A 20,714-nucleotide genomic window follows, 5' to 3' on the forward strand; every position below is an offset into this window, starting at 1 on the left:
TATAATTTGCTTATAGAATTATAATTTGATTATAGTTCTAGATGCCACTATATTTATTTCTGAATTTAATATATTATTAATTATTATATCTCCCATTTTTATAGGGGGACTCACTTCGGTTTTATTGACAATTTCTATAATTTCTTTGAATAATTTCTGGGATATGGGTTTACTACTTCTAATAGGAAGTAGAGATTCTTTATTATTATCTTTAATTAATAGGGTACTTGTAAAAATCCTTTGAGGGTCTATAAATTCTAATTTGGCATAATCTATTCCTCTTGAGCACTTATTGCCGGAGATGCTTTCTATAGCATCGTTATTGATTGTTAATTTTAAGGTGCATTCAAGAGGGCAAGTAGTGCATACCACAGTTTTTTCTAACATTTATTCAACCTCCTTAATCTCTTCAATGGATAAAAACAAATCTTTTTCAATATTATTTAAATACTTCTTATTTAAGATGAAGTTTTCCATCTTATTTGGTCTAAAAGAGGTTAACTTTCCTTTGAAAAGTATTTCATCCTTTGATTTTAAAACTAAATGTCCTTGTTCTATTGGGTGCGTTACCCTAAAAAATATATTGATATTTTCCTCTAAAGCTTTGTTTATATATCTTGGCACTGTATATCTAATATTTTTCTCAGTTTCAATAGGGACTTTTTCAGATTCATACAAAACACCTTTAGAGAAAAGAGCTGCATTTTTTCCAGCTAATTCTGCTTCAAGGGTTACATTATCCACTAAATCGTGTACGTGAAGCACATTCCCACAAGCAAAAATACCTTCCGTTGAAGTTTGAAGATGGCTATCAACTAAAGGACCATTGGTAAAGGGATTTAATTCTACACCTGCTTTGCTTGAGAGTTCATTTTCAGGAATTAATCCAATGGAGAGAATTAAAGTGTCACATTCTATTTTTTCTTCAGTACCAGCTATAGGCTGCAAGTTTTCATCTACCTTTGATAGAACTACAGCTTCTACTCTGTCTTTACCTATTATATTAGTAACTGTGGTTGATAGGTTAAGAGGAATATCATAATCATCAAGGCAATGCTTTATATTTCTATATAGCCCATTAGGATAGGGCATAAGTTCGTAAACACCAAGGACTTTTATTCCTTCAATGGTAAGTCTTCTTGCCATAATAAGTCCAATATCTCCAGAACCTAATATAACTACTTTATTTCCAGGTTTTAAATTTTCGATATTCATGTATCTTTGAGCCAAACCAGCAGTAAATACTCCAGCAGGTCTAGAACCAGGTATCATTATAGAACCGCGGGTTCTTTCTCTGCATCCCATAGATAAAACTATGGATTTAGCTTCTATTAATATGTGACCATCATTATTTATTGCAGTTATTTCTCTGTCCTTTGTTATATCAACTACCATGGTATTTAAATATACATCTATGTTTGTATTGGTGATTTTATCTATAAATATTTGGCCATATTCAGGACCTGTTAATTCTTCTTTAAAATATTGAAGACCAAATCCACTGTGGATACATTGATTCAGTATTCCTCCTAATTCAGAATTTCTTTCTATAATTGCCACAGAACAATTTTCTTCATAACTTTTTAGTGCAGCAGCTAACCCGGCTGGACCGCCACCGATAATAACCACATCATAATTTAAGTGTTTCATATAGCTACCCTCCTAACCTTTAAGCCTATTTAATATTACATTAGAAGATTTATTTTCTAAATATATTTCATTTTCCAATAGATGAAGTTCTTTTGATAATATGTTAAGAACTCTATGTTGGCAAAATCCACTCTGACAACGGCCCATTCCTGCTCTAGTTCTCCTTTTAACACCATCTAATGTTTTAGCACCTAAAGGTCTATTTATACTTTGTAATATTTCGCCTTCAGTTATGGTTTCACATCTACAAATTACATTTCCATAGGAAGGATTATCTTTTATAAGTTTTTCTCTTTCTTCCATCGATAAATCGCTAAAATGTATTATTCCATTTCTATATGGGTTAAAGTTAGACTTAAATTTTAAGTCCAAACCTTCATTGCTTAAAATATCTCTAACATATTCAGCTATGGCGGGAGCAGAGGCTACTCCAGGGGATTGTATACCAGCTACATGTATAAAGCCCTTAACTTCACTGGAAGCTTCTATATAAAAATCATCATTATTTTCTAAAGCAACGGCTCTTAATCCGGAAAATTCTCTAATTATCATCTTTCTATTTATTTGTGGAACCATTTTTCTGGCTCCATTTAATAATTCATTAATTCCTTCCGTAGTATTTGAGAGATCTTCTTTATCATCTACCATTCTTGCGGTTGAGCCAACTATTATGTTCCCGGTAATACTAGGTATTACGACGATACCCTTTGTATGAGCACTTGGAATAGGGAATAACACTGTATTTAATCCTGTATTGTGGTTTTTATCTAGGATTAAAATTTCACCTAATCTAGGTTTTATTGAATAATTTTTTAGATTTACCATTTGTGAAATTTCATCTGCAAATACCCCAGCGGCATTAATTACATAGGAGGATTTGTATTTGAATTTTTCTGTCTCTAAATAAAAATAATTCTTTTCCTTTTCAATGGATAGAACTTTTTCATTTAAAAAAATATCCACTCCATTTTCTAATGCATTTTCACCAAAGGCTAATGCAACCTCGAAAGGCTCTACAATTCCTGCGGTGGGGGCGTAAAGAGCAAACTTTGCGTTATTACTTATGCTAGGCTCTATTTCTTTTATTTTATCTGTTTTAAGTATTTCAATATTAGGTACTGAATTTTTCACTCCATTTTCATATAGTTTCTTTAAATAGTCTAAATCCTTATCTTCAAAACCAACTACTAATGAGCCGGTATTTTTATATTTAAAACTTAATTCCTTAGATAATTTTTCATACATTAAAGAGCCATTAACATTTAATTTGCCTTTTAAAGTATTAGGCTTAGGATCATAACCGGCATGTACGACGCCGCCATTTCCTTTGGTTGTTCCAATTCCTAAATCTGAGTAAGCTTCTAAAAGAGCCACTGAAACATTATACTTTGATAATTCTCTTGCGATGGATGTTCCAGCAATGCCTCCACCTATAATAATTACATCATATTCTTTCATATTTACCACCTTTCTTTTTAAAGAGATAGCTTAAGATTTTGCTTATCATAGCTATCTCTTTAAGAGTAAATTAATAGAAATTTTTAATTGTATTGCTTAATTTATCCCAAAGATCCCACTGGGCTTTATATATATCCCTGTAGCAATCATATAGCTTTTCGTATTTTAAATGGTTATCCATATTAGGATTGAATTGTCTTTCGATTCTTACCATGTTTTCTACTGCCTCTTCAAAAGAGCTGAATAGATTTATAGCAACAGAAGCGTTTATTATAGCACCTTTAGCACCGAATTCACTTCCATGAGGAACTTTCATTATCTTACCAGTGGCATCTGAGAACATTTGGCACCAGAAACTGCTACTAGCCCCTCCACCAGATAAGCGGACTTCATTAATTTCTCCTGGCATATGCTTATAGCAATCTAACATTTCCATAGCTACTCCTTCGTATACAGCTCTTAGAAGGTCATATCTATTGTGATCCATACAAATTCCAGTAAATTGGGCTCTTGCAGTTGGTTTAACAAATGGTGCTCTTTCTCCACCAGGGCTTAAATAAGGGTGATATATTACTCCGTTAGAGCCTATAGGAATATTTTGGGCTTTTTCTTCTAAGAATGAGAATAAATCCATATTAGAGTTTTTAGAGTTCTCTTTATCTAAAGCACAAATATTATCTATACACCAATCTATATTAGGGGTTCCCATCATAGCTCCAAGGGCTCTCATCCATTTATTTGGTATTCCATGAGCTATAGTCATACCTACATTTAGTGGAGTAATATCTGGGCTACTCATAGTAACTTCATTAAAACAAGTTGTCCCAACTATAGAGCAAGCGTTTCCATCGTTTATTGCACCTACTCCTATTGAAGCAGATATTACATCAAAAGGAGCGATGACTACTGGTGTTCCTTCTATAAGTCCAGTAAAGTCTGCAACATTTTTAAGTAAGGGTGCGAAAGCTTTAGTAGAAGGAATTATTTCAGGAAAAATATGATTCAGATCATCTATGCCATATAATTTTAAAAGTTCCTGTGAATAAGTTTTTGTTCTTATATTGACATGAGGAAGTGAAGCATCGGATTCGTCTGTTGCAATAACTCCAGTTAATTTATATCTTAACCAATCTTTACAGTAGAAAGCATGGGCTATTTTGGAAAGGTTTTCGGCTTCATTATGCTTTAGCCACTTCAAAATAGCATTTTGAGCACCGGGGAAAAGGGATGATCCGCATATTTTGTAAGCTTCAGATGAAAGGCCACTTTCTTGCCACTCATTAATAATATTTCCTGCTCGTCCATCTGACCAAAGGATAGCATTTCTGATAGGATCTCCATTTTTATCTATCATCCAACATCCATCCCCTTGAGCTGTAACTCCAATAGCTAATACATCTTTAGGGTTAATTTTGGATTCATCTATTAATTCTCTTAGTGTGTTTAAAGCAGCCTGAAAAACAGAGTACATATCTTGTTCAGCCCAATCCTGTTTAGGAGTAAGAACCTGAGTTTTTTGCTTAGATACAAATAGTTCATGTCCTTGAAGATCAAATAATACGCTTTTAACTAGTGAAGTACCAGCGTCTAGCCCAATTAAGTATTTTTTCATACTTAAACCCCCTCGAGATTTATTATTTTTTATTATTTCTTACTTTTTCGTATGGAATTTTATTATAAATATATTCGTGAAATGGAAATTAATACAAATAAAAAAGGAAAAGTATAAATAGTTATTTTTTTAAATGAAAAAACATAGACATGTAATACAAAACAATAATAAAAGAGAATAAATGAAAATAAAAAATAGAAGGATAAAATAGGAGGGTAAAAATGAAAAGATTATTTAATGATCCATATAATATTGTAGAAGAAATGTTAGAAGGATACTGTAGAGCACATAAGAAATATATAAGGCTTTTAGAAGATGATAGACGAGTAGTAATTAGCAATGCTGCCCCCATAAAAGACAAGGTTGGAATAATAATAGGTGGTGGATCTGGACATGAGCCACTGTTTTTAGGATATGTAGGAGAAAACTTTGCTGATGCAGCAGTTATAGGCAATATTAATACATCACCTTCACCGGAACCTTGCTACAATGCTGTAAAGGCAGTGAATAGCGGCAAGGGTTGTTTATATATGTACGGTAATTATTCAGGAGATGTAATGAATTTTGATATGGCAGCTGAAATGGCAACAGATGAAGGTATTAGAGTAGAGACGGTAGTAGTTACTGACGACGTAATGTCATCTAAAGTGATAAGTGAAAGAAGAGGAGTGGCAGGAGACTTCTTTGTATTTAAATGTGCAGCAGCCAAAGCAGCTATGGGAGGAGATTTAGATGAGGTAAAGGCAGCGGCAGAGAAAGCTAACGATAATACAAGATCCATGGGAGTTGCAATGTCTTCATCTACTTTACCAACCAAAGGAAGCCCTATATTCCATATGGAAGAGGGTGATATGGAAATAGGCATGGGCATTCATGGAGAGCCAGGTGTAAAAAGAGAAAAATTAAGAAAAGCGGATGAAGTTGTAGGAGAAATAATGGAACACATTTTACCAGACATTCCTTTTACATCAGGAGATGAAGTTTATGTTTTAGTGAATGGATTAGGGGCAACTCCGTTGATGGATCTACATGTATGCTACAGGAAGGTTGATGAAATATTGGAGGAAAAGGGGATTAAAGTATATAAATCCTTGGTAGGAACCTTCGCTTCTTCTATGGATATGGCAGGTATGTCAATTACCTTAATGAAGTTGGATGAAGAATTAAAAGAATTGATGGATTACCCTTGTGACACCCCTTACTTTGTTCAATACTAAATTAACAATAAGAATGGATGTGGAGGAGTTTGAGAAAGCAAATAATAGGCTCTAGTTGGAAAATGCATATTAATTCTATTAATATGGCAGAGGAAACTGGTGAAGATTTAAATAAATTATTGGGGCATGAAAGTAGAGTGGAGATGTTTATACTACCTTCTTTTCCTATGATACCTAAATTATCTGAAGTACTTAAAAATAGCTCTATAAAATATGGTGCACAAAATATGTGCTATGAAGAAAAGGGAGCCTTTACAGGGGAAGTGCCACCACTAGTTTTAAAGGAATTAGGATGTTCTTATGTGGAAATTGGTCATGCAGAAAGAAGGTCTTATTTTAATGAGAGAGATGAAAACATTAATAAAAAGGTGAGATTAGCCTTTAAATATGGAATGATTCCCGTGGTATGCATAGGGGAAGAGGAGAGAGATAAAAAAGAAAACATAGGTGAAATAAAAATAAGAAGTCAAATACTTTGGGCTTTAAATGGATTGTCAAAGGAGGATGCACAAGAGGTTATTTTAGCTTACGAGCCTGTTTGGGCAATAGGTAAAGAAGAAGCAGCTTCTGTGGATTATGTAGAAAACATGCATGGACATATAAGGGATATTGTAAAAAAAGAGTTAGGTGAAGAAGTAAGTAAAAATATAAGAATAATATATGGAGGGTCAGTAGGTCCTGAAAATTCTAAGGAATTAAGCAAAAGAGAAGATATAGATGGAGTATTCGTGGGGCGTTTTGGATTAGAAGCTGAGAACTTTAAATCCATAGTAGATAATTTTATCCGATGACTACCATCCGTAATACTATCATCGCACTCTGTGAAAGCGATTCACGTAAAATCAAAGATTTTGGTTCTCTGCTTTTCTACAAGTGGGAGATATTAGAACTCTTGAGTTCCAGCGATTTAGAGTTCTTATGCTGTGCATAACGGATGCTACGTCCCTGGATAAGTTCTTCTCCTAAAGGATAAGGATTTCTAAGAAGCAAAGCTTCTAAGAACTCTCTTAATAACCTTCAGTTGGAGTAAGTATTCCTTTTAAGCAAACTCCATCTGAAGCTAAGAATCACTTGATAAAAAACAAATTATAAGAAGCAAAATTTAATAAGGGGGAAATCATAGTGGATAAAAAGATTTTAGTCATTGACCAAGGAACTACGGGCTCGCGTGCTATAGTTTTTGATGATAATGGTGATAGAGTTTCCATGTGCTATGAAGAGCATACCCAAATATATCCTCAAGCAGGATGGATGGAACATAATCCTTTAGAAGTATGGGATGTAACGATAAAAGTGGCTAGGGAAGCTTTAGTTAAGGCAAATTTAACAGGTAAAGATATTTCATGCATCGGTATAACTAATCAAAGAGAAACCACTACTATTTGGGATAAAAATACTGGAAAGCCACTATATAATTCAATTGTTTGGGGATGTAGAAGAAGTAGTCCACTATGTACAAAGCTAATAAAGGAAGGATATAGTTCTATATTCAATGAAAAAACTGGCTTGGTAATAGACCCCGTTTATTCTGCCACAAAAATTAAATGGATAATTGATAATGTGCCAGAAGCAAGAGAGAAGATTAAAAAGGGCGAAGGGATTTTTGGAACTATAGATACTTGGCTATTATGGAAGCTAACTAAAGGAAGAGTACATGCTACAGATTATTCAAACGCTTCAAGAACTCTTTTATTTAATGTTCATACCCTAGAGTGGGATAAAGAACTCTTATGGATTTTAGATATCCCAGAAGAAATATTTCCAGAGGTAAAACCCTCGGTTAATTTTTATGGATATGCAGATAAGGAATGGTTCGGCTGTGAAATACCAATAACAGGTATAGCAGGAGATCAGCAAGCTGCATTATTTGGCCAAACTTGTTTTGAAGAGGGATCAGCTAAAAACACTTATGGAACCAGTGCTGTACCATTGATGTTTACAGGAGAAAAAATAACAAAGAGTGATAAGGGGTTGCTTACCCTGGCTTGGGGAATTGATGAAAAAGTTAATTATGCTATGGGAGCAAGTATTTTTATTGCCGGAGCAGCGGTACAGTGGTTAAGAGATGGATTGAAGATTATAGAAAGTTCTAAAGATGTAGAAAAAATGGTTCTTAGTGTACCTGACAATGGAGGAATTTATTTTGTACCAGCCTTTACAGGATTAGGTGCACCTCATTGGGACATGTACTCTAGAGGATTAATAATAGGACTAACTTCTTCAGTAACAAGAGCTCATTTAGTTAGAGCTACAGTAGAATCTTTGGCTTACCAAGTAAAGGATCTCCTAGATGAAATGGAGAAGGAATCAAAAATAAAGTTAAGAGAATTAAAAGTAGATGGGGGAGCAGCTAATAATGATTTTTTACTACAGTTTCAAGCGGATATGTTAAATTGTAAAGTTATAAGGCCAAAGGATATAGAAACGACTTCCTTAGGAGCTGCATACTTAGCAGGGTTAGGAAATGGGGTTTGGAAGAATCAAAGTGAGATAAAAGAAAAATGGAAAGTAGATAAAATATTCTATCCTCAAATGAAAGATGAAGATAGAGAAGCCTTGTATTATAAATGGAAAAAGGCAGTACAAAGATCAAAGGAGTGGTTAGATGGCTAATATAATGTTAGGAATGAATACCAGCTTTGCTTTAAATAGATATCCTCTAACAGAAGAGTGGATAGACATCATAGTAGATGAATTGGGTTTAAAATATGTTCAATTTTATTTTGATATGTTGGACCCAGTTTTAATTGAAGAAAATGCAAGAAAGAAAGTGTGTTATGAAATTAGAGAATATGCTGAAAAGAAAGGTATAGAAATAATTAATACCGCCACAGGAGCGATATCTCATCAGACAAATTTTCTACTTCATCCTGATAAAGAGCTGAGAAAGAGTTATATTAATTGGTATAAAAAATCCATAGATCAAACTAAAGACATGGGATGCTATTCTACAGGAGTATACTTAGGTGCTTTTAGCATGAATGACATTAAGAATGAAAAAAGGAAAAATCAATTATTAGAAGAGCTAATTGAAACCATGGGAGAATTATCTGTGTACGCTGACAAGCAAGGATTGAAAGAATTGATAATTGAACCTATGTCAATTCCAAGAGAATACCCATCCACCATTGAAGAAACGGAATACATTTTTGAAAGATTAAATAAAGTTTCAGCAATTCCTATATATTTAAATCTTGATGTAGGACATTTAGATATAACATCTAAAAATCAGGAGGATAGTGATCCTTATTGTTGGATTAAAAAGTTAATACACAAGTCTAAAATATTACATTTACAGCAAACAGATAAAAGTGCGAGTCATCATTGGCCATTTACAGAGGAAAACAATAAAAGAGGAATAATAGATGGAGCAAAGGTTGTAGAGACAATAGAATCTACAGAGGTAGAGAATATATATCTAGTTATGGAGCTGTTTTATAAGGCCTATGGTTTTAATGATGAGATAGTAATTCCAAGCCTTAAAGAAAGTGTGAATTATTGGAAATATATTCTAGATGGGAGGGCTAAATAATGAAGATAGTTATAGGGTGTGATCAAAATGCCTATAAATTAAAATTAATTATAATGAATCACCTAAAAGATATTGGCATTGAGTATGTGGATTTTGGATGTTATGAAAATGAAGAAGTATTATATCCCAATGTTGCTCTAAAAGTTGCAAATGGGATTGGTAAAGGTGAATTTGAAAGGGGAATTTTACTTTGTGGTACAGGCATTGGCATGTGTATAACCGCTAATAAGGTACCAGGAGCAAGGGCTGCCGTATGTCATGATGTATATTCAGCTGAAAGAGCAAGAAAGAGCAATAATGCACAAATTTTATGCATGGGGTCAGAAATATTAGGACCAGCTCTTGCTAAAAAACTAGTAGATATATGGTTAAGTTCTGAGTTTCAAGGAGGGAAATCTAAGCCTAAAGTTGATCTAATAGAAGAAATAGATAGGAACTTTAGAATTGAAATATAAACCTCAAATAAAGATAAGGTAGCTCTAAAGTTACCTTATCTTTAAAAATATAAAAATATATATCGGGAGAATAGATTATGTATTTTATTGGATTAGATATGGGAACACAAGGGGTAAGGGGAATAATTACAAACTATAAAGGGGAATTAATATGTTCAAGTAATATAAAGTTTAATGTTATTAATTGCTCAAATATAGAAGGATTTATTGAACAAGACCCTAGTATGTGGTTAAATTCAGCCATCGACGTCTTAAAAGATTTAGTTTATAAGTTTAAAAATACAGGAAAAAAAGTAGAGGATATAAAGGCCCTATCTTTAGATGGCACTTCAGGAACAATTATCTTTTTGGATGGAAACAATAAACCTTTGACCAATGGAATTATGTACAACGATAGAAGAGCATATGAAGAAAGTCATATAGTTCAAAGCTACGGTAAAGAACTTAGTGAATCTTTAGGGTATAAATTTAACTTTTCTTACGCCCTTCCTAAAATATTATGGGTTAAAAATCATAGATCAAATATATATGAAAAGACTAAAAAGATACTGCATCAAGGGGATTATATTTTAGGGAATCTTATAGGTATTTTCTGTACTTCAGATTATTCTAATGGATTAAAAACAGGATATGATTTAATAAATAAAAAGTGGCCTGATTTTATTGAAAAACTAGGTATTTCTAAAAGAATATTGCCTAAAGTAGTAGCGCCAGGAGAGGTAATTGGAAATATAAGCGGCGAAATTAGCAATATAACTGGATTGAAAACTAGCACTTTAGTGGTAGGTGGCTGCACAGATGGATATGCATCCTCTATTGCTTCAGGCATGAGTAAAGAGGGGGAATTTAATACTTCTTTAGGGACAACTATTACAATAAAAGGTATATGGAATAATATTATTAAGGATAAGCATGGAAGGATATATTCCCATCTACACCCAGAAGGATATTGGATTGTAGGAGGAGCATCTAATATAGGAGGGAAATCTTTAGATTCTAGGTTTAAAAAAGAAGAATTTGATATCTTAAATAAGGAACTTGACAAATATGCACCTACAAATATAGTTATGTATCCTCTAATAGGAAAAGGGGAAAGGTTTCCTTTTGTAAAAGAAGAGGCAGAAGGGTTTATAATAGGGGAACCTAAAGATAAGGCGGAGTTATATATAGCAGTTTTAGAAGGGGTAGGGTATATAGAAAGACTTTGTTATGAGACTATTGAAGATTTAGGATGTAAGGTTAAGGATTATATATTCATAACAGGTGGAGGAGTAAAATCAAAAGAATGGTGCCAGATAAGGGCAAATATACTTAATAAAACATTGTTAATACCAGAGATTTGGGAAGCAGCAATGGGTGCAGCTATATTAGCCACCTCTAAAACTTTTTACAGTAGTTTAACAGAAGGGGTGGAGAATATGGTGAAAATAAAAGAAAAAATTGAGCCTAAATATGGACAAGAAAAAACTTATGAAGAGAGATATGAGATGTTTAAAGATAAATGTAGAGAAAAATCTTATTTAATATAAGGAGGGCTCAATGGGAATTTACAAAGAATGTGATATAAGGGGAGTATATATAGAAGAATTTGATGGAAAAGATGCTTACCATATAGGTAGAGCTATAGGGACACTTATCCATGGGAAAACCGTAGTTGTAGGTGGGGATGTAAGAGTATCAACTCCCATATTAAAGGAGTTATTAATTCAAGGATTGATTAATAGCGGAATTAGGGTTATGGACATAGGTAGAGTTACCACACCAGCATTGTATTTTGCAAAAGATTATTTAAAAACCTATGGAGGGGTAATGGTAACTGCATCCCATAATCCAGCAAAATATAATGGATTTAAGATAATCTTAGGGAATGATCCAATTACTCCTGAAGAAATAAACTCTATAAAGGATATAGTAGATAAAAAAGAATACTTAAATGAAGAGGGAAAGAGGAGTTTAATAAATATTGACGAAGAGTATAAAGAGTATATAAAAAACTTAATTGGTGAAAAAGGAAATATAAAAGTAGTAATAGATTGCGGCAACGGAACTACCTCAAAATTAGCACCAGAGATATTTAGAGAGATGGGTTATGAAGTAAAGGAACTTTTTTGTGAATTCGATGGCAGTTTTCCCAATAGAGAACCTAACCCTGCAGCATATTCCAATTTAAAAAAGCTGCAACAAACAGTTTTAGAAAATAAGGCTGACTTAGGAGTAGCCTTTGATGGTGACGGGGATAGAGTAGTATTTGTTGATGATAAGGGAAGAATTGTTCAAAGTGAGGAAGCCTTTGTATTTTTAATTCACTATTATTTACAGGATTATTTCCAGGGAAATAAAATAAATCCCTGTATAGTATATGATTTAAAGTCATCAAGTATTGTTAAAAGAAAAGTTGAGAGCATGGGTGGAATCCCTATAATGGAAAAGTCCGGACATACATTTATTAAAAGTAGGTTTATAAAAGAAAGAGCAATTTTAGCGGGAGAAATAAGTGGACATTTCTTTTTTCACGAACTGGGTAAGGATGATGGGATCTATGCAGCTATAAAAATTGCTAGCATAATTTCAAAAGAAAAAGTTAAGATTTCAGAATTTGTAGATGGCATAGAGAAGACCACAATTACTCCAGATATAAGAATCCCATGGCATAAGGATAAGAGAGAAAAATTATTGGATAAATTTAGAGCATTAAAGTCAATATATAATATTACAGAATTGGATGGGGTCAAAATAGAATTTGAAGGAGGATGGTTGTTAATTAGAAAATCTGTGACGGAACCTTGTGTTACCTTAAGAATGGAAGGCATATCAAAAGAATATGTAAATTATATGAAAGAAGAAATTACTAGGTTAATACCCGAATTGAAAGGGAAATTTAATGTAAACATTTGAAATGGAGGGAAGCTATGTTTAAGTTAGTTGCCTTGGACATAGATGGTACTTTACTGGATAATAATCATGAATTAAGCAGTAAAGTTGAAGAGACTTTAACAAGGGTAAAAGAAAAAGGCATAAGAATAATATTAGCATCAGGGAGGGATTTTCCAGCAATAAAGCCATTCTTATACAAATTAGAAACAGAAGATTTATCTATTTGTATGAATGGATGTAAGGTATATGATTACTCAGGTAAATTAATATTTGATGAAAGTATTGATAAAAAAACTTCAGAAGAGATAATTAAACTTTGTGAGGAAAAAGAAATTTACATTATTCTTTTTATGAATGAAAACATATATGTTGAAAAATCATTTAACTACATGGATTATGAAAACTATACGGGAAAAGGAATTGAAGTAGGAAAAATATCTGAGTTTATCAATAATAAAGCTGACAATATTTATAAAATACTCTTAGTAGGAGAACATGAAAGATTATTAGAAATTAAAAAAATATTAAAATTAGAATATAAAGGTAAAGTTAATGCAATTTTTTCATTACCTCAATTTTTAGAGATTTTTAGCAATAGAATTGATAAGGGTTTAATGCTGAAAAAAATAGCTAATCTTCACAATATCTCACCAGAGAAGGTATTATCAATTGGAGATTGGGATAACGATATATCAATGATAGAATTTGCAGGCTTAGGGGTTGCTATGGGGAATGGGTCTTCTAAGTTAAAAGAAAAAGCAGATTTTATTACAAAAACTAATGAAGAACATGGTGTAGCCTATGCTTTAGAGAAGTTTATATTATCAAGTGATTCTTAGGTTCAGATGGAGTTTGCTTAAAAGGAATACTTACTCCAGCTGAAGTTTAGAAGTTTAAAAATATATTTGCAAAATTAAAAACAGCTAAGTATGTAGTGAAATAGCTACTTTTTTAAAGTAGCTTTACTGCATACTTAGCTTTCTATTTAAGAAATTAATGACAACCTGGACAAGTTGAACAACCATCGCCATCATCAGTTCTTAATAATGGTTGTAAATCGAAACCTCCAAGGCCGTTTTCTTCATCACAAGTTAGTGTAAATCCACCAAACTGTGCAATTAAGTCTTTATCTACTAAAAAAGTTAAATCTTCTATTTTAGTAACTTCATCATTTGTCCTTTGCTCATCTAGAACAATATTAAATACTGGACCACCACAGCCATGACCAGCTAAATTTATTCTAATTGACTTTGATGTAACATTATTTTCTTCAAGAAACTTTAAAAATTCCTTATAAGCTATTTCGCTCATGCTAAAAGCTTTCATAATTTTAACCTCCTTTGTGATTAATAGTATCATTTTAATATATTAGAATGTAATTTTCAAACTATATATATCATTTTCTTTATGTTTTATAAATATATTTTCAAATGTATATTATAATAAATTGTTTTCTCAAATGGATAGCTAAATACGTAGTAAAGCCGCTCCAGAAAAAGTCGCTTTTTTACTACGTATTTAGCTCTTAATAGTTTACAAATATATTTTGAAAATTTTATCATGATAAGTATTTTGTCAATTATTGATTCACTTAATTATAGTAAACACTACTTATTGTCTAAATTTTAAAAGTTCTTATTGTAGCGAGACAGCATAAAAAGCATTATATAGCACTTTTTATTTGTAGAAATAATCACTCACAAAAACTAATTATCTTCATAAAACTTAATCATATTTGTAATAACTTCAAGTCTTGCCTGAACTTCAGGGTAATCCATGTAGTTATCGCCATACTGATATTTAAAACTTTCTTTAAGTTCTTCTAACTCCTCTTTTAAAAGAGCTACTTTTACGTCTTTATCCATACTAATTTTACCTCCGTGAACTTTATATATTCATTATTCCACATATGAAGCGTAATTAAAATAATAAATAAGCTAAATTACTAAAATTAAAAGATAGTTCTTAAATAAAATGGTACTTGATTTACTTAATAATGTTTTGGTAGTTAAGCTTATATGATTGAAGGATATAAAGCATAAGAGATTTAAATTAGAATAAATTTCAGATGAAAAATTTTCTCAATAATGCTCTATATAGCTTGACAATAAAAAAACAATAGGGGTATAATATAATAAGCAATGATAATGATTTTCAATATTAATAAATTTCGGAGGCGGTTTTATGACACTGGATCAGGTTACAAAGGGTAAGAAAATAGAAATAATTAATATACCCGATGATAATATTCGTGTACAAGCTATAAGACTTGGAATATGTGAAGGAGCTCAGCTTATTTGTGCAGAAAAATTACCAGCTGGTCCTATTGTATTACAAAATAGAATGCAAGAGGTTGCTATAGGGCGAAGATTAGCAGAGACCATAGAAGTAAAAGTTGTTTAATTGACGATAGGAGGTTTAGCATGAGTTGTCATGATTTAAATAAGGTAGTAGAAGTTCCTGCTGGTAGCAAAAAGATAGTATTAGTAGGTAACCCCAATGTAGGGAAATCTGTGTTTTTCAATGCTTTGACAGGTATATATGTGGATGTATCTAACTTTCCAGGTACAACAGTAGATATTAGTCATGGAAAATACAAAGAAGATATAGTTATAGATACACCAGGTGTATATGGGGTATCTTCATTTAATGATGAAGAAAGAGTAGCAAGAGATGTTATACTTGAGGCAGATGTTATTTTGAATGTAGTAGACGCTTTGCACTTAGAAAGGGATCTATTTTTAACTCAACAAATAATAGATATGGGCAAACCCACAATAGTTGCTCTTAATATGATGGATGATGTTAAGAAAAATGGACTAAGTATAGATGTAAAAAAACTCTCTAATGAATTAGGAGTAGAGGTTATTCCAACAGTAGCTACTGCAGGCGAAGGTATAGAAAAGGTAAAGGATTCTATTTGCTGTGCTAGAAGAGGTAAGGCTATAGATATAGTTAAAGCTCATATTAACAGTGTAAAAGATAAAGTAGAATTTGAAGCAGAAGCTCTTTTAGTACTTGAAGAGGATGAAAATGTTATGGAGCGTAATAATATAACTTCTAATGAGCATTTAAGAGAAGAAATTTATTTAAAAAGAAGAAGAAGGGTAGACGAAGTTATCTCCAAAGTAGTTTCAGAAAATAATGATGGAGCATCCTTTAAGACTAAATTAGGAAGATGGATGGTACAACCTTTAACAGGAATACCTATCTTACTAGTTACCCTATATATTATGTATCAAATAATCGGTGTATTTGTGGCTCAAACTGTGGTAGGAATTACAGAAGAGGTCATAATGGGAACTTATTATAATGATTTTATAATGAACATATTTTCTAATGTACTTTCAACAGAGACTTTTATAGGTCAACTACTTATTGGTGAATTTGGATTGCTAACAATGGCCCCAATATACTTAATAGGATTGTTATTACCTTTAGTTATTGGTTTTTATCTAATTTTGTCATCCTTAGAGGATTCAGGATACTTACCAAGGATAGCTACTTTGGTAGACCGTCTATTAACGGGACTAGGATTAAATGGTAGAGCAGTTATTCCTATGATATTAGGCTTTGGTTGTGTTACTATGGCTACTATTTCTACTCGTATATTAGGGTCTAAAAGAGAAAGGTTTATTGCTACTATGCTCCTAGGACTAGCTATTCCTTGCTCTGCTCAGTTAGGGGTAATTGCAGGCCTTATTGCTCCACTAGGTGCAAAATATTTTATGATTTATACAATTACTATACTTGCAGTGTTTGTTATTACAGGAACCTTATTAAATAAAGTAATGCCAGGAAAATCAACAGATTTATTAATTGATTTACCACCTTTAAGATTACCGCAATTATCTAATGTGTTAAAAAAGACTCGTACTAAAACTGTAATGTTTATGAAAGAAGCAGCTCCATTATTTATCTTAGGTGCAGCTCTAATTACAGGAATGCAATATACTGGTATATTAGATGGTATTATAGATTTATTTACACCATTAACTCAAGGTTTCTTAAAGTTAGATCCAAGAGTTACTCAAGCCTTTATTATGGGTATTGTAAGAAGAGACTTTGGAGCCGCGGGATTAAATAGTTTGGCTAGTGAAGGAATTTTATCAGCACCTCAATTAATAGTTTCATTGGTAGCAATCACTTTATTTGTACCTTGTATTGCTGCTATAATGATTATATTTAAAGAAAGAAGCTGGAAGGAATCAGCAGTTATTTGGATCGGAAGTTTTGTTATTGCATTTTTAACAGGTGGTATTTTAGCTCAGTTTATAATATAGATATATAAGCTATTACCACTGGTTTAGTAAGAAGGTGAAATGATGACAGTTATTTGTCCAACTTGTAAAATGGAAATAAAGGATGCAGATAAAAATCCTAGATGTCCAAGATGTCATAGTATTGTAGAAAAGCCTTTAAAATGTGAGGACTGTAAGGGATGTTCATTGTTTAGAACCTGTAAAAAGAATTAAAAAGGACTCCAACCGATGTTTATATCAACGGTTGGAGTTTTTTATCGTTGCTTTATATAACCAATACTGGTATAATTTATTTCAAATTAAATAGTTTAATATTTTAGGTGCCTTATATTATAAGGTTAAAAGGGAAAGTGGTTTAAATCCACTGCAGCCCCGCTACTGTAAGCAAGGACGAAGTCCATATCCACTGGAATTAATTTCTGGGAAGGAGGACTGAGTATGATATGCGAGCCAGGAAACCTGCCTAAAATAGTAGGACTAGCCTTCGGGGGGAGGGGGAAGCCAGCATGATACACGTTTTGTTAGTATGTTTTGAAAAAGGATAGACATCTCCCATTTTGGGAGTTTTTTTATTTTAAGAGAATATTTCAAATTTAATTAGATTTATTAGGAGGCAGTACAGATGAAGAATAAAACAAGAAAATTTATAGTTAGTTTACTATCCTTTATATTACTAATATCTTTTACAGCTTGTAGTAAGGGTGAAAAAGTTGAAGATAAGGGTAATAGTAATAAAGTTATTACTATAAAAGATTCAACGGGCAAGGATATAGAGATTAAATTGCCAGTAGAAAGAGTTGTATCCTTAAATAGACAGACTTCTGAAGCACTTAAAATACTAGAGGTTGATGATAAAGTAGTAGGTACTGGGGATACTACAGTGAAAAATAACCCTTATCTAGGATTTGATAATGTTCCAGACTTAGGAAAAACTGATAAGGTGAATATTGAAGAAATTATAAAATTAAAACCTGAAATAGTTTTTGCCCATACAAATAGAAATAAAGATGTATTAGAAGAAAAATTGGAGCCTGTAGGCATTAAAGTAGTAAGAATAGATAATTATCTTCCGGAAAAAATGAATGATGAAATGAAATTGCTAGGACAAATATTTAGTAAGGAAGATAGAGTAAAGGAATTTTTGGATTGGAAGAAAAATTTAGAGAGTTTAGTGGAAGAAAGAGTAAAAGGTATAGAGGATAAAGATAAAAAGTCAGTATTAGCTTTATCTGTAGGATTCCTAAACTCAGATGGTGGATATAGAGTATTTCCAAGTAAATCAAAAGACGGAAAACCAGGTGTTGGAGAGGGATATGCCACTATTTTAGCTGGAGGTAAGGATGCTGGTGATTTAGAATGGAACCCTTCTGAAAAGAGTACAACCATACTTGTAAATGACGAGTATGTTTTAAAGAATAACCCTGAAGTGGTTACTCTTCATGGAACTTGGTTAGGAGGATATAATGAAGAGAATAAAAAAGCTTTTGAAGATGTATTAAATAATATCAAAAAAATGTCAAGTTTAGAGAAGTTGGACGCTGGTAAAAATGATGAAGTATATATATTTCATACGGACATGCTAGGAGCTAACAAAAGACCAATAGGTGTTTTACAATTAGCTAAATACTTATACCCAGAAAAATTTAAAGATGTGGAACCAGAACAATATGCTAAAGAATATTTTAATAAATGGTTAGGAACTGAGTATAAAGGAATATGGTTCTATTCTGCAAAGGATAAATAGATTAGAAAAGAGGTATATTTTATTGGAAGATAGGCAGTTAAACAGCGTAAAAAAAGTTTATTTAAACAGTAAAAATAAGAAAAATATGATGTTAATTACTTTGTTTATAGCTAGCCTAGTGGTTTTCTTCTATTCATTAACTATAGGGACAGCAAAAATGTCCCTTAGTGATTTTATGAAAATATTACTAGGCAAATTTATAGATAGAATTGATACGAGTACAATAAATGATTATGAACTTAATAGTTATATTATATTTTCAGTAAGGCTTCCTAGAATTTTACTTGCTTTTCTTGCCGGATTCTCTTTAGGAGGGGCTGGAGTTGTAATGCAAGGTATATTTAGAAATCCACTGGCAAGTCCCTTTACCCTAGGAGTTTCCAATGGTGCAGCTTTTGGGGCGGCAATGGCCATAGTTTTAGGAACTAGTATTTTCAAGTTTAAAGTTCAATCATTTCCTGTATTAATAGCTGTAAATGCTTTTATATTTGGTTGTGTATCTCTTTTCTTAGTCTACTTAATAGGTAGAATAAAGGTAGGCTCTACAACTGTATTGTTACTTGCAGGAGTCGCGGTAGGTAGCCTTTTTTCTGCTGGAGTTTCTGTATTGAAATATTTTTCAAGTAATGAAGCACTAAGAGATTTAGATACTTGGCTTATGGGTGGATTTTGGGGAGCTAATTATAAAAATATTACGCTTCTTTTTCCTTTAATAGCCATATGTACTATTATCTTAATAAAAATATCCTGGGATTTAAATGCGCTTTTATCGGGAGAAGAGGTAGCTCTTACTTTAGGAATAGATGTAAAGAAAATTGTAGTGATTTCTCTTCTAATAGTTACTTTGATGGCTTCAGGAGTAATAGCTTTTACAGGAGTAATAGGATTTATAGGATTAGTAGCTCCTCATATAAGCAGAAGTTTTATTGGTACGGATAATAGGTATTTAATTCCATGTTCCTGTTTACTTGGAGGAATACTATTGCTCATATCAGATACCATAGGTAGAACTATAATTTCACCTATAGAAATACCAGTTGGTATAATAACTTCTCTTATAGGAGCACCTTTCTTTATATATATATTGATAAAGAAGGACAGTATTTCTTATGAATAGGGGGATTGAGAAATGAAGGTGACCATAGAGGATATTTCTTTTAGCTATGGAAGTAGTGAACTTCTTAAAAATATAAATATAGAATTGTGCAAAGGGCAACTTGTAAGTATTATAGGTCCTAATGGAGCGGGAAAAAGCACATTATTAAAGTGCATAGCCACAATATTAAAACCGAAGAATGGCAGTATATTTATAGATTCAAAGAATATAAGTGAATATGAAAAAATAGAACTTGCTAAAATTCAAGGATATGTGCCACAAAACTACTATAGCAGTTTTAGAATTAATGTAACCGATGCGGTTATGTTAGGAAGAAGACCTTATATTAAATGGAAGGCTAAGGAGGAGGATTTAAAGATTGTAAATTCCTCCATAGAATATTTAGGATTACAGTCTATGTGTCATAGAGAACTAGATAGTTTAAGTGGCGGCGAAAGACAAAAGGTGATGATAGCAAGGGCTTTAGCGCAAGAACCTCACATAATGCTTTTAGATGAACCAACCTCTGCTTTAGATTTAAAATACAGTTTAGAGGTAATGGAACTGTTAAAAAAACTTGCTAAAAAAGAAAATAAATTGATTATAGTAGTTATGCATAATTTAGAAATGAGTGCTAGATACTCAGACAAGCTTATACTGATGAAGGAAGGTAAAGTGCACTCATCAGGAGATCCTAAAGAAGTTGTTACTATAAAAAATTTGGAAGAAGTTTATGGTGTACATTGTAAAATAGAAGAAGACAGCTTTGGGTTTAAGATAACCCCAGTAAAAACTATAGAAAGTTAAAGGAGAT

20 protein-coding genes and 1 riboswitch are annotated in these 20,714 nt (G+C 32.3%); of the genes, 14 read left to right on the forward strand and 6 right to left on the reverse strand.

All coding sequences use genetic code 11. The features are described 5' to 3' along the window. Positions 1-18 precede the first annotated feature (18 nt). The 4 genes from KQI86_RS06190 to KQI86_RS06205 all read right to left on the reverse strand — a co-directional run bounded on the left by KQI86_RS06190 (position 19) and on the right by KQI86_RS06205 (position 4,720). Entirely contained in the window at positions 19-387 is a 369-nt protein-coding gene (locus tag KQI86_RS06190; RefSeq protein ID WP_216438412.1) for a DUF1667 domain-containing protein, read from the reverse strand. Continuing rightward, positions 388-1,650: an NAD(P)/FAD-dependent oxidoreductase gene (locus tag KQI86_RS06195; protein ID WP_216438413.1), complete on the reverse strand. Its 1,263-nt coding sequence runs from the start codon at positions 1,648-1,650 to the stop codon at positions 388-390. Positions 1,651-1,662: 12 nt separating this feature from the next. Continuing rightward, entirely contained in the window at positions 1,663-3,108 is a 1,446-nt protein-coding gene (locus KQI86_RS06200; protein ID WP_216438414.1) for an NAD(P)/FAD-dependent oxidoreductase, read from the reverse strand. 70 nt (positions 3,109-3,178) lie between these two features. After that, positions 3,179-4,720, reverse strand: coding sequence for an FGGY-family carbohydrate kinase (locus KQI86_RS06205; protein WP_216438415.1), 1,542 nt, complete (start codon positions 4,718-4,720; stop codon positions 3,179-3,181). A gap of 221 nt (positions 4,721-4,941) precedes the next feature. Between KQI86_RS06205 and KQI86_RS06210 the strand changes: the two genes are divergently transcribed. The 8 genes from KQI86_RS06210 (at position 4,942) to KQI86_RS06245 (ending at position 13,637) form a co-directional block, all read left to right on the forward strand. After that, the gene (locus KQI86_RS06210) at positions 4,942-5,937 is read left to right on the forward strand and encodes a dihydroxyacetone kinase subunit DhaK (RefSeq protein WP_216438416.1); all 996 of its coding nucleotides are present in this window, start codon (positions 4,942-4,944) and stop codon (positions 5,935-5,937) included. A gap of 29 nt (positions 5,938-5,966) precedes the next feature. After that, complete coding sequence (tpiA, locus tag KQI86_RS06215) at positions 5,967-6,728, forward strand: triose-phosphate isomerase (RefSeq protein WP_216438417.1); 762 nt, start codon at positions 5,967-5,969, stop codon at positions 6,726-6,728. A gap of 331 nt (positions 6,729-7,059) precedes the next feature. Then, entirely contained in the window at positions 7,060-8,550 is a 1,491-nt protein-coding gene (gene glpK, locus KQI86_RS06220) for a glycerol kinase GlpK (RefSeq protein WP_216438418.1), read from the forward strand. After that, positions 8,543-9,469: a sugar phosphate isomerase/epimerase family protein gene (locus KQI86_RS06225; protein WP_216438419.1), complete on the forward strand. Its 927-nt coding sequence runs from the start codon at positions 8,543-8,545 to the stop codon at positions 9,467-9,469. The genes glpK and KQI86_RS06225 overlap by 8 nt, the downstream gene beginning before the upstream one ends. Next, positions 9,469-9,924, forward strand: a complete 456-nt coding sequence (gene rpiB, locus KQI86_RS06230) for a ribose 5-phosphate isomerase B (protein WP_216438420.1) — start codon at positions 9,469-9,471, stop codon at positions 9,922-9,924. The genes KQI86_RS06225 and rpiB overlap by 1 nt, the downstream gene beginning before the upstream one ends. 77 nt (positions 9,925-10,001) lie before the next feature. Next, positions 10,002-11,453 carry an FGGY-family carbohydrate kinase gene (locus KQI86_RS06235; RefSeq protein ID WP_216438421.1) on the forward strand — a complete coding sequence of 484 codons (1,452 nt, stop codon included), beginning with the start codon at positions 10,002-10,004 and terminating at the stop codon, positions 11,451-11,453. 10 nt (positions 11,454-11,463) lie between these two features. Then, complete coding sequence (locus KQI86_RS06240; protein ID WP_216438422.1) at positions 11,464-12,819, forward strand: phosphomannomutase/phosphoglucomutase; 1,356 nt, start codon at positions 11,464-11,466, stop codon at positions 12,817-12,819. A 14-nt stretch (positions 12,820-12,833) separates the two neighbouring features. Further along, positions 12,834-13,637 carry a Cof-type HAD-IIB family hydrolase gene (locus KQI86_RS06245; RefSeq protein ID WP_216438423.1) on the forward strand — a complete coding sequence of 268 codons (804 nt, stop codon included), beginning with the start codon at positions 12,834-12,836 and terminating at the stop codon, positions 13,635-13,637. A 154-nt stretch (positions 13,638-13,791) separates the two neighbouring features. Here the strand turns inward: KQI86_RS06245 and KQI86_RS06250 are convergent, their stop codons facing one another. Both KQI86_RS06250 and KQI86_RS06255 read right to left on the reverse strand, forming a co-directional pair. Continuing rightward, a complete protein-coding gene (locus tag KQI86_RS06250) occupies positions 13,792-14,124 on the reverse strand; it encodes a HesB-like protein (RefSeq protein ID WP_216438424.1) in 333 nt (110 codons plus the stop codon). A 380-nt stretch (positions 14,125-14,504) separates the two neighbouring features. Continuing rightward, positions 14,505-14,663, reverse strand: a complete 159-nt coding sequence (locus KQI86_RS06255) for a hypothetical protein (RefSeq protein ID WP_216438425.1) — start codon at positions 14,661-14,663, stop codon at positions 14,505-14,507. A 319-nt stretch (positions 14,664-14,982) separates the two neighbouring features. Here KQI86_RS06255 and KQI86_RS06260 point away from each other — a divergent pair, with 319 nt between their 5' ends. The 6 genes from KQI86_RS06260 to KQI86_RS06285 all read left to right on the forward strand — a co-directional run bounded on the left by KQI86_RS06260 (position 14,983) and on the right by KQI86_RS06285 (position 20,707). Further along, entirely contained in the window at positions 14,983-15,201 is a 219-nt protein-coding gene (locus KQI86_RS06260) for a FeoA family protein (protein ID WP_216438426.1), read from the forward strand. A 20-nt stretch (positions 15,202-15,221) separates the two neighbouring features. Continuing rightward, positions 15,222-17,081: a ferrous iron transport protein B gene (gene feoB, locus KQI86_RS06265; RefSeq protein ID WP_216438427.1), complete on the forward strand. Its 1,860-nt coding sequence runs from the start codon at positions 15,222-15,224 to the stop codon at positions 17,079-17,081. A 42-nt stretch (positions 17,082-17,123) separates the two neighbouring features. Further along, the gene (locus KQI86_RS06270; protein WP_216438428.1) at positions 17,124-17,273 is read left to right on the forward strand and encodes a hypothetical protein; all 150 of its coding nucleotides are present in this window, start codon (positions 17,124-17,126) and stop codon (positions 17,271-17,273) included. Positions 17,274-17,361: 88 nt separating this feature from the next. After that, a riboswitch (cobalamin riboswitch) is annotated at positions 17,362-17,541 on the forward strand. Between the two features lie 141 nt (positions 17,542-17,682). Then, positions 17,683-18,804: an ABC transporter substrate-binding protein gene (locus KQI86_RS06275; protein WP_216438429.1), complete on the forward strand. Its 1,122-nt coding sequence runs from the start codon at positions 17,683-17,685 to the stop codon at positions 18,802-18,804. A 22-nt stretch (positions 18,805-18,826) separates the two neighbouring features. Then, positions 18,827-19,921: a FecCD family ABC transporter permease gene (locus KQI86_RS06280; RefSeq protein ID WP_216438430.1), complete on the forward strand. Its 1,095-nt coding sequence runs from the start codon at positions 18,827-18,829 to the stop codon at positions 19,919-19,921. Between the two features lie 12 nt (positions 19,922-19,933). Further along, positions 19,934-20,707 (forward strand): ABC transporter ATP-binding protein, encoded by a 774-nt coding sequence (locus KQI86_RS06285; protein WP_216438431.1) that lies wholly within the window; start codon positions 19,934-19,936, stop codon positions 20,705-20,707. The last annotated feature ends 7 nt before the right edge of the window (positions 20,708-20,714 follow it).

The sequence above is a fragment of the Clostridium mobile genome, from assembly GCF_018918285.1.
GTDB classification, from domain to species: Bacteria; Bacillota; Clostridia; order Clostridiales; family Clostridiaceae; genus Clostridium_AW; species Clostridium_AW mobile.